General features: G+C 66.8%; 11 protein-coding genes. All 11 read right to left on the bottom strand.

Annotated features, from left to right (window positions below):
* Window positions 1-107: 107 nt before the first annotated feature.
* On the bottom strand, window positions 108-1,388 hold the full coding sequence (leuC, locus tag VAE54_RS10055; protein ID WP_322801827.1) for a 3-isopropylmalate dehydratase large subunit: 1,281 nt from the start codon (window positions 1,386-1,388) through the stop codon (window positions 108-110).
* Window positions 1,389-1,524: 136 nt separating this feature from the next.
* Window positions 1,525-3,111 carry a 2-isopropylmalate synthase gene (locus tag VAE54_RS10050; RefSeq protein WP_322801826.1) on the bottom strand — a complete coding sequence of 529 codons (1,587 nt, stop codon included), beginning with the start codon at window positions 3,109-3,111 and terminating at the stop codon, window positions 1,525-1,527.
* Window positions 3,112-3,167: 56 nt separating this feature from the next.
* Complete coding sequence (ilvC, locus tag VAE54_RS10045; RefSeq protein ID WP_322801825.1) at window positions 3,168-4,169, bottom strand: ketol-acid reductoisomerase; 1,002 nt, start codon at window positions 4,167-4,169, stop codon at window positions 3,168-3,170.
* Window positions 4,170-4,254: 85 nt separating this feature from the next.
* Complete coding sequence (ilvN, locus tag VAE54_RS10040) at window positions 4,255-4,773, bottom strand: acetolactate synthase small subunit (protein ID WP_322801824.1); 519 nt, start codon at window positions 4,771-4,773, stop codon at window positions 4,255-4,257.
* 29 nt (window positions 4,774-4,802) lie between these two features.
* Window positions 4,803-6,560, bottom strand: a complete 1,758-nt coding sequence (gene ilvB / locus VAE54_RS10035) for a biosynthetic-type acetolactate synthase large subunit (RefSeq protein WP_322801823.1) — start codon at window positions 6,558-6,560, stop codon at window positions 4,803-4,805.
* Between the two features lie 104 nt (window positions 6,561-6,664).
* Entirely contained in the window at window positions 6,665-6,862 is a 198-nt protein-coding gene (locus tag VAE54_RS10030) for a hypothetical protein (RefSeq protein WP_322801822.1), read from the bottom strand.
* Window positions 6,863-6,910: 48 nt separating this feature from the next.
* Window positions 6,911-7,615, bottom strand: coding sequence for a sortase (locus VAE54_RS10025; protein WP_322801821.1), 705 nt, complete (start codon window positions 7,613-7,615; stop codon window positions 6,911-6,913).
* A 32-nt stretch (window positions 7,616-7,647) separates the two neighbouring features.
* Window positions 7,648-8,472 carry a hypothetical protein gene (locus VAE54_RS10020; protein ID WP_322801820.1) on the bottom strand — a complete coding sequence of 275 codons (825 nt, stop codon included), beginning with the start codon at window positions 8,470-8,472 and terminating at the stop codon, window positions 7,648-7,650.
* A gap of 375 nt (window positions 8,473-8,847) precedes the next feature.
* Window positions 8,848-9,561 carry an NAD-dependent deacylase gene (locus VAE54_RS10015; RefSeq protein ID WP_322801819.1) on the bottom strand — a complete coding sequence of 238 codons (714 nt, stop codon included), beginning with the start codon at window positions 9,559-9,561 and terminating at the stop codon, window positions 8,848-8,850.
* A 53-nt stretch (window positions 9,562-9,614) separates the two neighbouring features.
* Entirely contained in the window at window positions 9,615-10,202 is a 588-nt protein-coding gene (locus VAE54_RS10010) for a glycerol-3-phosphate acyltransferase (RefSeq protein WP_322801818.1), read from the bottom strand.
* 203 nt (window positions 10,203-10,405) lie between these two features.
* A complete protein-coding gene (locus VAE54_RS10005; protein WP_322801817.1) occupies window positions 10,406-14,326 on the bottom strand; it encodes a DNA polymerase III subunit alpha in 3,921 nt (1,306 codons plus the stop codon).
* Between the last annotated feature and the right edge of the window lie 269 nt (window positions 14,327-14,595).

Raw genomic sequence — 14,595 nt, 5'->3', positions numbered from 1 at the left:
TCCTTGTGTCTCAGGAATTCCGCAGGGTGGGTATCGGAACGCATTGTGAAGCGGAAAGCCTCTTATGATCCGGATCGCGGAAGTGAACCCCTCGAGCTTCCGGGGCCTTACGCGGCCACGGCCTGAGCCCTCACTTCCTCCGGGCTGGCGATGCGCCCCAGGATGGCGCTGGCCGCGGCCACCGCCGGATTGGCCAGATACACCTCGCTGGTCGGATGGCCCATGCGGCCGATGAAGTTGCGATTGGTGGTGGAGACGCAGCGCTCCCCCGGCCCCAGCACGCCGGAGTATCCGCCCATGCATGGGCCGCACGAGGGCAGGCCCACCACCGCGCCGGCTTCCACAAAGATATCGATCAGGCCCTCCTCCAGCGCCTGCCGGTAAGTCGGCCCGCTGCCCGGGATGATGATGCAGCGAACCTCGGGATGCACCCGCTGGCCCTGGAGGATCCGGGCGGCCAGCCGCAGATCCTCGATGCGCCCGTTCGTGCACGAGCCGATGAACACCTGATCGATCCGGATGTCGGTGAGCTCGCTCACCGGCCGCACGTTCGAGGGCAGGTGGGGCACCGCGACCACCGGCTCCCAGTCGCTGACGTTGAAATCCAGATCGACCTCATACCGGGCGTCCGGGTCATCCCGATAAACCGTGAAGGGGCGCTTCGCCCGGGGGCGGACGTAATCCAGGGTCTTCTCATCCACCTCCATCAACCCGGCCTTCGCCCCCGCCTCAATCGCCATGTTCGTGATGGTGAACCGTCCATCCATGCTGAGGCTCCGGATCACGGGCCCGGTGAAGAACATGGCCATATAGAGCGCCCCATCGACCCCGATGTGGCCGATGGTGTGGAGGATGAGATCCTTCGCCGTGACCCATGGGCGGAGCGTCCCATGGTAGAACAGGCGCATCGTGGGGGGCACCTTAAGCCAGAGCCGGCCGGTGGCCATGGCCACGGCGGCGTCGGTGGAGCCCACGCCCGTCGAGAAGGCGCCCAGGGCCCCATAGGTGCAGGTGTGGGAATCCGCCCCGATGATGATCTCCCCGGGCAGCACCAGGCCCTGCTCCGGCAGCACGATGTGCTCAATGCCGCCATCCCGCCCCCCTTCAAAGTAGAGGATCCCTTTGCGCCGGGCCCAGGTGCGGACGGTCATGCACTGCTCGGCGGCCTTGATGTTGGGGGGCGGGACGAAGTGGTCGGCCACGAAGGCGACCCGCTCCCGGTCGAACACCCCTTCCACGCCCAGTTTCTCGAACTCCCGGATGGCCAGGGCGGCGGTGATGTCGTTGGCCATCACGAAATCGACCCGGGCCTCCACTAAATCCCCTGGCTCCACGTGATCCAGCCCGGCATGAGCGGCGATGATCTTCTCGGCCATGGTCATGCCCATCGGTGAACCTCCGGATCGTGTTTCTTCGCTCGAGCGCGTTGTCGCTTCTTCGCCTGCGGAATCAGGAGGATGCTTTGGGCCAGCTTCCAAACCCCTGAAAGGGAACTCGCTGCGCAACGCTCAGGCGGATAGATGGCTACGGAACCGGGATGGACATCCTTTCCACCGGAGCGGTCTGAGGGGCGTGGCCCAGCCGCAGGAGGGCGTGCAGATAGGCCTTGGCGGCGGCCACCACGATGTCGGTGTCGGCGCCGAAGCCGCCGGCCAGGCGGCCAGTATGCGGATCTTCCACCTGGATGAAGACACGCCCCATCGCGTCGCGCCCTGGGGTCACTGCGTGGACGTTGAACTCCAGCAGGCGGGCCTGCATCCCCAGAGCGGCCTCGATGGCCCGGTAAGCCGCGTCGATCGGCCCGTTCCCTGTCCCCGTGCCTACGCGGACCTCTCCGTCGGGCCCCATCAGGCGGACGGTGGCGGTGGCGATCAGCGGCGTGCCGCAGGTCACCTGCAGCGTATCCAGGCGCCAGTTCTGGCCGCTGCTCTGGGTGAAATCGGCCATCAGGGCTTCCAGGTCGAAGTCCGTCACGTATTTCTTGCGATCGCATAGCGCCTTGAACCGGCGGAACGCTTCCTCGAAGGCGTCCGGCGGGAGGTGATAGCCCATCTGCTCCAGGCGGACCCGGAAGGCGTGTCGTCCGGAGTGCTTCCCCAGGACCAGGCGGGATTCCGGCACCCCTACGGTCTCCGGCCGCATGATTTCATAAGTCAGCGGGTTCTTCAGCATCCCATCCTGGTGGATGCCGGCTTCGTGGGCGAAAGCGTTCGCGCCCACGATGGCCTTGTTGGGCTGGACCGGGATACCGGTGAGGGCGCTCACCAGGCGGCTGGTGCGATAGATCTGGGTGGTGTCGATATGGGTGCGCACCCCGAAGACATCCCGCCGGGTGTGGAGGGCCATGACCACCTCTTCGAGGGCTGTGTTGCCCGCCCGTTCGCCGATGCCGTTGACGGTGACCTCCACCTGGCGGGCGCCGTTCCGGATAGCGGCCAGGGTATTGGCGGTGGCCAGGCCCAGATCATTGTGGCAGTGGGCGGAAAGGATCACCCGTTCCACCCCCGGAACCCGGCGGCGGATCTCGGCGAAGAGGGCCCCGAACTCCTCCGGCGTGGTGTAGCCCACCGTGTCGGGGATGTTCAGGGTGGTCGCTCCCGCCTCCACGGCCGCCGTCAGCGCCTGCATCAGGAAATCGCGATCGGTGCGCCCTGCGTCTTCCGGGGAGAACTCCACATCGTCGCACAGACGGCGAGCATACGCCACCATCTCCCGGATCCGGGCCAGGCACTCCTCCCGGGTCATCCGCAGCTTGTATTGCAGGTGGATATCGGAGGTTGCCAGGAAGACGTGGATCCGCGGGCGGGGGGCCTCTCGCACCGCCTCCCAGCAGGCGTCGATGTCCTCCGGGTTCGCCCGGGCCAGCCCGGCGATCACCGGCGGGCCGTTCGGACGGTCCTTCCCCAGGGGGCCGATCTCCCGGGCGATCCGCCGCACCGCCTCGAAATCGCCCGGCGAGGCGATCGGGAAGCCGGCTTCAATGATATCGACCCCCAGGCGGACCAGCTGGCGGGCGATCTCCAGCTTCTCCTCCACGGTGAGGGTCGCCCCCGGCGATTGCTCGCCGTCCCGCAACGTGGTATCGAAAATCCGAACGACGTCATCCCCCATCCGGACCTCCTTTCCCGTTGTGGATCGCTTCGCTGGCGGGGAGCGGTTGCCCCGCTTCACACCTCTTTCGGATTCAGCCAGGGCATCATCGCCCGCAGCCGGCGGCCCACTTCCTCGATCGGGTGTTTGCGCTCCTCCTCGCGCTTGGCGTTGAACCATGGACGGCCCTTCGCGTTCTCCTCGATCCATTCCTCGGCGAACGCCCCGCTGCGGATCTCTTCCAGGATCTGCTTCATGGTGGCCCGCACGTGATCGTCGATCACCCGGGGCCCGCTGCGGTAATCGCCGTATTCCGCTGTGTCGCTGACCGAATAGCGCATGTAAGAAAGGCCGCCCTGATACATCAGATCCACGATCAGCTTCAGCTCGTTGAGGCACTCAAAATACGCGATCTCCGGCTGGTAGCCGGCCTCCACCAGGATCTCGAAGGCCGCCTTGATCAGATGGGTGACTCCCCCGCACAGCACCACCTGCTCGCCGAAGAGATCGGTCTCGGTTTCCTCCGCGAAGGTGGTCTCGATCACCCCGGCGCGGGTGCATCCGATGCCCTTGGCGTAGGCGAGAGCGGTCGGCAGCGCCTTCCCCGTCGCATCCTGATGGACGGCGACCAGCGCCGGAACCCCTCCTCCTTCCTTGAAAACCTCCCGCATCCGGTGCCCGGGGGATTTCGGGGCCACCATGCTCACGTCCACGTCGGGGGGCGGGACGATCTGGCCGAACCGGATGTTGAAGCCGTGGGCGAACATGAGGGTCTTGCCCGGGGAGAGATTCGGCGCCACGGCCTCCCGGTAGAGGGCGGGCTGGGCCGGATCCGGCACCAGCATCACGATGATGTCGGATCGCCGCACCGCCTCTGGAACCTCGTAGACCGGCAGTCCGTCCGCCTCGGCCTTCGCCCAGGACTTGCTCCCCCGGTAGAGGCCCACACACACATCGCAGCCGCTGTCTTTGAGGTTCAGGGCATGGGCATGGCCCTGGCTGCCGTAACCCAGAACGGCGATCCGACGGCCGTTCAGCAGGCTGAGATCGGCATCCGCGTCATAGTAAATGCGCGCCATCGGGATACCTCCGGTTGCGGGATTTATGCGGTTGACGGGCTTTTGCCCCCTCAGGGTCGGGGAAGGCTGCTGCGAAAACCGGCGGTCATGCGGCGGCCTCTGCCACCCGCTCGGCCGGCGCGGCCTCCCCCTGGCCCCGGACCATCGCCATCGGGCCGGAGCGGGTCACCTCCACAACGCCGAACCGTTGCAAACGGGCGATGCAGGAATCCACCTTCTCCGCCGAGCCCGTGACTTCCACGATCAGGGTCTCCGGGCCGACATCGACGATCCGGGCCCGGTAGAACTCCGCCAGCTGGGCGATCTCCACCCATGCCTCCGCCGGAGCCCGGACCTTCACCAGAGCCATATCCCGGATCACCAGGGGGCGTTCCCCCCAATCCTCCACCGCCTTCACGCAGAGGAGCTTCTCCAGGTTGGCCCGGACCCGCTGCGGATCCACCCGGGCCGGGTCCACCGGGATCAGCAGCCGGAGATCCTGCGGATCCTCCGTCCGGCACATGGAGATCGCGCCCACCGGAAGGTGACGTCGGCGCAGCAGATGGAACACCCGGTTCAGGCTCTCCACGGAGTTTTCAATCGTCACCGCCAGCCAGTGCGGCATCCTCGCCTCCTGGTTGGATGTTTCCCCAATTACGGCACGGCCTTCACGCCGGGGGCGATCATCATATCGAACACCGTCATCCCGGAGGGGATCATCGGGAAGCAGTTCTCCTCCGGATCCACCAGGATGTCGACCACCACCGGCCGATCCGTGATCGCCAGGGCCTGTCGGATGGCCGGCTCGACCTGATCCGGCCGCTCCACCCGGATCCCGGCGGCGCCCACCGCTTCAGCCATGCGGGCGAAGTCCGGGTTGGCCAGATAGACGGCGGAGTAACGCCGGTTGTAGAACAGCTCCTGCCACTGGCGGACCATCCCCAGATACTGGTTGTTGATGATGAACACCTTGATGGGCAGCCGCCATTCCACAGCCGTGATCAGGGCCTGGAAGGTCATCTGGAAGGACCCATCGCCGTTGATGTTGATCACCAGCCGGTCCGGGCAGCCGAACTGGGCGCCGACCGCCGCCGGCAGGCTGAAGCCCATCGTCCCCAGCCCGCCGGAGGTGATGCAGGTCCGCGGCTCCTTCCATATGAAGAACTGGGCGGCCCACATCTGGTGCTGGCCCACATCGAGGGTGACGATCGGCCGGTGGTCTTTCGTCAGCTCGTAGATCATCTGAATGGCGAACTGGGGCTTGATGACCTCATCCCCCTGCCGGTAGCGCAGCGGGTAGCGGGCCTTCCAGTCCTCGATCTGACGCCACCAGGCCTCGGTATCCGGGGGACGAACCAGCGGGAGCAGGGCGCGCAGGATCTGCCTGGCGTCGCCGATGAGGGCCACATCGGCCCGGCGGTTCTTGTTGATCTCCGCCGGATCGATGTCGATGTGGATCACCTTCGCGTGGGGGGCGAAGGCGGAGAGCTTGCCGGTCACCCGATCATCGAAGCGGGCGCCGACGGCGATGATGAGGTCGGAGAAATTGATGGCGAAGTTCGCGTAAACGGTCCCATGCATCCCCAGCATCTTGAGCGCATAGGGGTGATCCTCGGGGAAAGCCCCCAGGCCCATCAGCGTCGTGGTCACCGGGATGCGGGCCTTCTCCGCCAGCGCCCGGATCTCCGGGGCGGCGCCGGAATGGATGACCCCCCCGCCGACATAGAGGATGGGGCGCTGGGATTGCGCGATGAGATCGGCCGCCTGTCGGAGCGTTCTTTCGTCCGGGAAAGGCGGGCGCGGGCGCGGGAGCGAGAAGGCCTCCGGGTCCTCGAGGACGAAATCCGCCTCGGTGAGCAGCACATCCCGGGGGAGATCCACCAGGGTTGGGCCGGGCCGTCCGTCGGTGGCCAGCCGGAAGGCCAGGTGGACGGCCTCGAGGGCCTGGGCCGGCTTGCGCACCAGCCAGTTGTGTTTGGTGACGGACATCGTGAGGCCGATGACATCGGCCTCCTGGAAGGCATCGCCCCCCATAAAGAACGTGGGGACCTGGCCGGTGATCGCCACCACCGGTGTGGAATCCATCATCGCGTCCGTGAGGCCCGTGACCAGGTTCGTCGCGCCGGGGCCGGAGGTGGTGAAGCACACCCCGGGCTTCCCGGTTGCCCGGGCGTATCCCTCCGCCATGTGGACGGCGCACTGTTCGTGGCGGACGAGGACGTGGCGGATCTGGGGGTAATCGCAGAGGGCATCATAAAGGGGCAGGGAGGCGCCGCCGGGGACGCCGAAGATCACCTCCACGCCTTCGCGGACCAGGGCTTCCATCACGGCCCATGCCGTTTTCATCCGACGGCGCTCCCGTCGAAGCAGGCGGGGCGTTGTGGCAGCCTGGGCCATCGTCATCGTTTCCATCGGATCCCTCCTTTCGCCGGGCGGGGATAAAAAGGGAGGGGGCCTCCCGTTTGGGAGGCCCCCTCCGAATGTGTGGATATGAAAGCTGTGGACTGCGATCCGGGCTAACCGGGGGTGGTTCCCTCCCAAACGGGCATCGCCTCTCCGAGGCGAAGGATGCCCCGAAGGATGAGGACGATAAGGACGAGGGAGAGAACCACCAGACCGAAGGCCATGGGCTTCCGTTCCCACCAGTTCAGGGTTTGACGCTGTTTATAGCACAAATCGAGGATTTTGTCAAGAGCCCCTGCCGCATTTTTCACCCCGGCACCTCCCCCTCCCCGTTTCGGGGAGGGGTCCCCCAACGGCCCTCACGGCCTCGGGCGGGCGACCACAATCAGGCGATGGGAGTTGCTCCAGGGAGGCCAGCAGGTGACCAGCGTCAGTCGCTCATCCGGAAACGGCCCGATCCACCGGGCGTTCGCCTGTCGAACCGTTAGAGGCTGGTCCCGCTCCGGAAGCACATGGCGTTCGGTCACCTCATAGCGGAAAACCCGGTCGCGGGTGTGGATCCAGATCGGATCTCCGATCTTCACGTCCGTTAGACGCCGGAACACCGCCCCCGCGATGTTGTTGTGGCCGCTGAGGACCATGTTGCCGGGCATCCCTGCTCTCGCGGATAGGGGATGCCAGCCCGCCGCATACCGATCCGGCGCCAGCCATTCCCGATAGCGACGTCCCCCGATGGAAACGAACCGCGATGCCGCGGGAACGACCGGGGCGTCCAGCGCGATGGATGGGATCACCAGACGCTCCGGGATCCCACCCTCTACAAGGGCCGCGGTCCTCTCCGGCCTCGCCATCCACGGCTCATGCCCGGACGCGCCCCCATCGGAGATGGGGGCTCCCGGGATCGGTTCTTCGAGGCCCGAAGCGATGTCGGCTTCCTCCACGGGAACGATGGGAGGAGACGTTGCTCGAGCTGCCTCCTCCGATCGCCGGGCGAACGGCATCGCGTCGGGGAGCCCGCTCAGGAGAAGCCCGAGGCCCAGGACCCAGCGCTCCAGGTTCGTCATTGGAGGATCCCCGGGGCGATCATCGCAGGCCCTTATCCACGCCGTCGACGGCCGAGAATGCGCCGCATCGCGAGCCCCCCAGCGATCCCCAGGGATAACCCGGAGATCCAGGGCGCGGGGGATGGAGCGCCCTCCGCGCCCGTGCGGCCCAGCAATTCCCCATCCACCGGCTCGGAGCGCGTTGGCGTGGGGTCCATCGCAGGGGTAACGGGTGGGGCCACGGGTGGAACGATGACCGGCGTTTCGGTGGGAAGCGGGCTGGGAGTGGCGGTCGGGGGCGCGGCGACCGGCGTTGGTGTGGGCGTGACCGGGGGCGGCGGCATCGCCGTCGAGGTCGGAGATGGAGTCGGCGAGGGAGTCGCCGTCGCCGGAGGCCGCTCGGCCAGGCAGAAAATATCCCACGAGTGGCCCGGCCCGATCGTCCCCAGCAGGTTCGTCCCCGCCCGCGCGTCGGCCTCCGTCGGATAGACCTCGAAGGCCAGATCCACATGCATTTCAAAGAAGCCCGCCGGCCACGTCTCCCAGGCCGGATAGACGATCTCCAGCCGGTAATCTCCCCCCTGGAGGACATCCCAGCGCTGGACCATCTGACGTCCGCCGCCGTTGGGGATGACGAAGTCCAGCTGGACATATCCCCTCAGCCAGCGGGTTCCCACATTGCGGAGCGCCACCCCATCGGAGTCTGTGCCGGAGGGGCAGATCATATACGTCTGGGGGACGGTCAGCACGATGTCCGCGATATTGGGGTTTCCCCCATGATCGGCCCTTGCCGGCGCCGGGGCGGCCTGTATGGTGTAAAGCAAGCCGAACAGGAGAAGGATCCGACCGATCCTCCATGCTTTACGGAAATGGATCATGGGAAGCGCTCCTTTTTTAGCAGGGACCTCGTATCGCATGAGATGGCCCTTCCTGACGCTGCGTTTCCGGCGCGGTGAGGAAGGGGGCGAACAGCAACTCCCCGGATCCCATCCGCGAATGGGGAGCTGGGAGCCGGTTCTCCGGGGCCCTCCGGGCCGGGCCCTGGAGAACGCCGCGGGGCTGGAGAGCGGGTCCCCCCTGGTTTGGGGGGAATGGACGGGTTGAGGGCGCGCCCATCCCCAAGAGGGGAAAAAGGGCGCCGGCTACGGTCTTCACCAAGGCGCCCGCATTCCCCTGCAATGTATGGGCCTGAAGTTGGAATCCGGTGAAGAGGAGGTTACAGAAGAGAGGCCTGGGGGGAATGGGGAAGCCTGCTACCGGGAGCCATCCCGGAAAGCGTGCCACCAGCGCGGCAGGGTCTCCCCCACCGGGCCGCGCCAGACGTCATCGGCAAGGGGGGTGAGCGGGGTCTCCTCCAGGTTGAACTCGATGATCCGAGCGCCGTGGGATCGGGCCAGGCGCGGGAGGCTTGCGGCGGGCTCCACCGTCCCCGAGGTTCCGATCACCAGGAAGATCTCCGCCTGCCGGGCCGCCTCCAGCGCCTGGCTCCAGGCGGCAGAAGGAAGGGGCTCGCCGAACCAGACGACGTCGGGGCGTAGCAGCGCGCCACAGGCGGGGCAGCGGGGCGGGATCTCCGGCAGGGGAACCCGGCCATCCTCCCAGGTTCGCCCCTCCCGGGTGCAGCGCACGCGCCAGAGATTGCCGTGCAGCTCGATGACCCGACGGCTGCCGGCTCGCTGGTGCAGGCCGTCCACATTCTGGGTGATAAGGAGAAAGCCCGGCAGGGCCGCTTCCATCTCGGCCAGCGTCTGATGGGCGGGATTCGGCTCCGCCCGGGCGATTCGCTCCCGACGCCATGCATACCACGCCCAGACCCGTTTCGGATCCCGGGCGAAGGCCTCCGGCGTCGCCAGCTCCTCGGGGCGATATCGCTCCCAGAGGCCGCCTGGGCCTCGAAACGTTGGGACCCCGCTCTCCGCGGAGATCCCGGCGCCTGTCAGGGCCACCACACGGGGGCCCGCGTTCATCGCGTTCCTCATCCCTGGGCGCTGGGGCGATCCTGGCCGCCCTGGCCTTCCGGTTAATGCGGCAACCGCGCCCCGCGGGTGCGAAGCACGGTCCACAAAAGCCCCACATTCCGGACCAGCACCACCAGCATGACCGCGAGGGCCGCCGTGAGACGCTCCGGGGGAACGTGCCAGAGGAGCATCAGGATCAGCCCGAGGGGAAAGGCGACAATGCCCACGCTGGGGAGCCAGCGGAGACGATAGGCGACGAGCGCCCCCAGGATGTAAGCGGGCACCACCTCGCGGAAGGCCATGGCGAACAACGCGCCGGTCGCCGGCCCTAACCCTCGCCCGCCCCGATCGAGGCGGATGATCTTGTAGAACGGCCAGCAGTGGCCGATCACCGGCGCGACCGCCACGGCGATCAGCTCCGGCGGGCGGAACCCGGCCTGCAGGGCGATAGCGGTGGGGATCGCCCCTTTCCCCATATCGAACAGGATCGTGATCACCCCGGCCAGCGGTCCGGCCAGCCGCCATGCCCCGCCGCCTCCGGGGTTGTCTTCAAAGTCGTGCGGGCTTCGACCCGTCCGCCAGCGCACAAAGATCTCCGCCGGCAGGATCGAGCCCACCAGGTAAGCCGCCAGCGCCAGCCACAGCCCCATCGCCCCTCCTCAATTCATTCCTCTCCCTTTATTTTAGGAGGGAGAGGACCTGCGCCATGGGGCTCGAATCCGGGAAAGGGGAGGGGTCCTCGGATCTAACCCCCCCAACCCCCTTCCCTATGAGGGAAGGGGGAGCCTCAATCCCCTCTCCCCGTTTCGGGGAGGGGCTGGGGGAGGGGTCCCGGGCGCACGGTGGGTGCCCCTCACCTCAGCGGCAGGACGCGCACGGAATCCGGGCCCAGGAGGCTCTCCAGGCGGGCCAGCAGCTCGGGGGAATACGTGGTGCCGTGCTGGGGGAAGCGCAGGCGCACCTGCCGACGGTCTGGATACACCACCACCACGCTGAAGGGATCCGGCCCGGGCTGTTCCGTCAACACCCGATGGAGTTCGCGGAGACGCCGAAGGTCCTCTTCCAGCTGTTCGGTTCGATGGAAATAAATCAGGATGTGCCGGGAGGGGACGGCTCTCGGCTCGGGGGCGGGCCCGGGCGGCTCTTTCCGGGATGCTTCGCCCGGTGCTGCCCCGGGCGTATCCTCCTGACCGGGCGCGGAAGTGGGAGATGAGGGCCTTGCCGCACCGGACGGCGCCGAAGAGGCCTCTTCCCGGTCAGCGGAGCCTCCGGTCATTGCGGACGGGGAAGAGGCCATAATCGGCCCGATGGTGGCATGCGTATCCGCAGGCTCCATCATCGGCTGGATCTCCTGGGGAGCCTTCGATGGGGAAGATGGTTCTCCCCCGGCCGGGCGCGATCCGGTGTTCCCATCGGATGGTCGGGCGTCGAAATCCATCCCGGTATCGGGCATCGTGAAGGCGTAGCGTCGCTGCGCCCCGGCTTCCTCTTCTTCCTCCCCGGTCTCCTCCACCGGTCGCACGATCGTATCCTGATCCCGCAGATCCTCCGCCACTACCCGTGGCTCCCGTCCGCTCACCTCCGCCTTGCCCACGACGATCAGGATCGCCTCTGGGCGCGCGAGGTGCCCCTTCTGCTTCCAGAGCCGGGGGAAGATCACCACCTCCACGGTTCCGTGGATGTCCTCCATGGACACATAGGCCATTATCTCCCCGGTCCGGGTAGTGGTCGTCCGCACCGCCCGGACGATCCCGGCGAGCTTCACGGTCTGGCCGTGGAGCTCTTCGCTCAGGTCCGCGGTGGTGTGCGAGACGAGCTGTTGCAGCGTGGGCCACTGCCGGGTGAGAGGCGTTTCCGAGAGATAGGTTCCGACGAGATCCTTCTCCCATTCCAGGATCTGGCGCTCCTCCACCTCCGGGAGCTGCGGGAGCGACCCGACAAGGGAGGCCGCTTCGATGGATACCCCGCTCAGCGCGAAGAGGCTCAGCATCCCCTGCTGGCGCTCGCGATGATAGCGGGCGCTGGCCTCCATCAGGCGATCCAGGATCTCCAGAAGCTGCGCCCGGTTCCCGAAAGCCGCCAGGGCCCCTGCCTTGATCAGCGACTCCATCGCCCGCCGCCCCACCTCCTTCAGATCCACCCGCCGGGCCAGATCATCCAGATCCCGGAACGGGCCGCCCTCCTGACGCGCGGCCAGGATGCGGGCCACCGCCCCTTCCCCGACGTTCTTCACCGCCGTCAGCCCGAACCGGATGGCCTCCTTCCCATCAGGCGTCGGCTCGATCGTGAACGTCGCCTCGCTCTGATTGATGTCGGGGGGCAGGACCGGGATCCCCAGCCGGCGGCATTCCGCCACATAAAGGCCGATCTTCTCGGTTTTGTCCCGGTCCACGGTCATCAGGGCGCACAGATACTCCACCGGGTATTTCGCCTTCAGGTAAGCGGTCTGGACGGTGATCACGGCGTAAGAGGCGGCGTGGGCGGCGTTGAAGCCATAACGGGCGAAGAATTCGATGTCCCCCCAGATCGCCTCGGCGGTCTCCAGCGGGATGCCGTTTCGGACGCAGCCCTCCAGGAATTTCGCCCGCTGCTTCGGGAAGGCTTCACCCTTCTTCTTGGCCACGACCTTGCGCAGCTCGTCCGCCTCGGAGGGCGTATAGCCCGCCAGGTCGATGGCCACCCGCATGATCTGCTCCTGATAGACCAGGATGCCCATGGTGCGCTGGAGGATAGGCGCCAGACGGGGATGCCGGTATTCGATGGGCTCCTGGCCCCGCATGCGGCGGATGTAATTGGGGATATACTCCAGGGGGCCCGGGCGGTAGAGGGCCAGGGCGTCCATCACGTGGGAAAAGGCGCGGGGCTTGAGATCCCGCATCATCCGGCTGAACCCCCGGCCTTCCACCTGGAACACGCCGACCGTCTCGCCCCGGCCCAGCAGGGCGTAGGCCTCCGGGGCGTCCGTGGGGATGGTCTCCAGATCCAGCCGGATCCCGTGCCGGCGGGCGACCAGATCGCAGGTCTCCCGCATCACGGTGAGGGTGGAAAGGCCGAGGAAATCGATCTTCAGCAGGCCCAGGGCCTCCAGCGCCTCCATGTCGAACTGGGTGACCGGCAGGAGGGCCTCTCCCTCCCCATTCCCCTCGCCGTTCTCCTCCCGGGCGCTGCCCTTCACCCCGGTGGGTCGGTGCAGCGGAACATAATCCACCAGCGGGCGATCGGCGATCACCACGCCGGCGGCGTGGGTTCCGGCGTGGCGCACCGTTCCCTCCAGCTGCATGGCCAGGTCCAGCAACTCCCGGATGTAGTCTTTCTCCTCATACAGGCGGCGCAGCTCTCGCCCTTCCTCGTTGGAAGGATCCAGGAGATCGCGGATCGAGACCTCCTTGCCCGGGATGGCCGGGATCAGCCGGGCCACGCGGTCGACCTCCGGCAGGGGGAGATCCAGCGCCCGTCCCACATCCCGAACGGCCGCCCGGGCCTTCATCGTCCCGAAGGTGATGATCTGGGCCACCCGATCGGCCCCATAGCGGCTCACCGCGTAGCGGATCATCTCATCCCGCCGGTCGTCCGGGAAATCGATGTCGATATCCGGCATTGACACGCGGGCCGGGTTCAGGAAGCGCTCGAAGATCAGATCCAGCTCGATGGGATCCACCCGGGTGATCCCCAGGCAGTAAGCGACCAGGCTCCCGGCACCGGAGCCCCGCACGTTCCACCAGATCCCCCGCTCCCGGGCGTAGCGGATGAGGTCCCATACGATCAGGAAATACGCGTCGAACCCCATCCGATGGATGATCTCCAGCTCATAATCCAGTCGCTCCCGATAGCCCGGCTTGGGTTCGGGGAATCGGGTCCGGAAGCCTTCTTCTGCCAGATGGCGAAGATACGCGGCGGGATCGGGGAACCCGGGTGGAGGGTCGAACCGGGGCAGGCGATGCCGGCCCAGCTCTAGGGTGAGGGAACACATCTCCGCCACCCGAAGCGTGTTGGTCAGAGCCTCGGGGACCTCCGCGAAGAGCTCCCGCATCTCCTCGGGGGAGCGGAGATAATACGTCGCATCGCTCATCCTCATCCGGCCCGGCTCTTTCAGGCGCTTCCCGGTCTGGATGCAGAGCAGGACATCCTGAATCCCGGCGTCTTCCGAACGGACGTAGTGGACGTCGTTGGTGGCCACCAGGGGGAGGTTCAGCCGGCGGGAGAGCGTGACCAGCCCCCGATTGATGTCATCCAGCTCGGGAACCCCGGGGTGGGATTGTAATTCCAGGAAGAAGCGTCCGGGGAAGCGCTCCGCAAACCAGGCAGCGACCGCCTCGGCCTCCTCCATCCGCCCCTGGGCCAGCAGGCGGGGGATCTCCGCCGAGGGGCATCCGGAGAGGACGATCAGGCCGTCCGCATAGCGTTCCAGCAGCGCTTTGTCGATGCGCGGTTTGTAGTAGAAGCCCTCCAGCTGGGCGATCGTGGCCAGCCGGATGAGATGACGCCACCCGGTTTCATCCATGGCCAGGAGGGTCAGGTGGTGAAGGCTCCGATCATCCGGCTCCCGATCCTGGATCGTGCGGCGGGCCAGATAGGCCTCCATCCCCAGGATCGGGCGGATCCCCGCCTCCTGGGCTTTTTGATAGAAGGCCACCGCCCCGTAGAGGACGCCGTGGTCCGTCAGGGCGATCGCAGGCATCCCCATTTCGACCGCCCGGCGGATCAGGTCGTCGAGTCGGCTCAGGCCATCGAGCAACGAATACTCGCTGTGGACGTGGAGGTGGACGAACGACATGAGGCCTTTCGCGCTGATCCGAATAGGGTGAGCCTGGAAAGAGGACGCGTCCGTTTACAGTTCACTTATACCACGATTCCCTCAGGGGAGGGAGCCATGGGAGTTCGCTTTAACTTTTAGGGGGCTATGTCCCCCAGGACGCCGATGGGGATTCGGTTCCGGCTCCTGCAGTTCGGTTCCCGTTGGGAGGGGGGAGGCCTCCTCTTCCATTGGGAAAGGGTGTAGAGGTCCTTCCCTCAAGCGGGGCTGGGCCGGTTAGGGAAAAGAGG

This window comes from Thermoflexus sp. (genome assembly GCF_034432235.1).
In the GTDB taxonomy this organism is placed as follows: Bacteria; Chloroflexota; Anaerolineae; order Thermoflexales; family Thermoflexaceae; genus Thermoflexus.
Note: the sequence above shows the minus strand (reverse complement) of the source record. Positions and strands in the feature narration are given on the sequence as shown.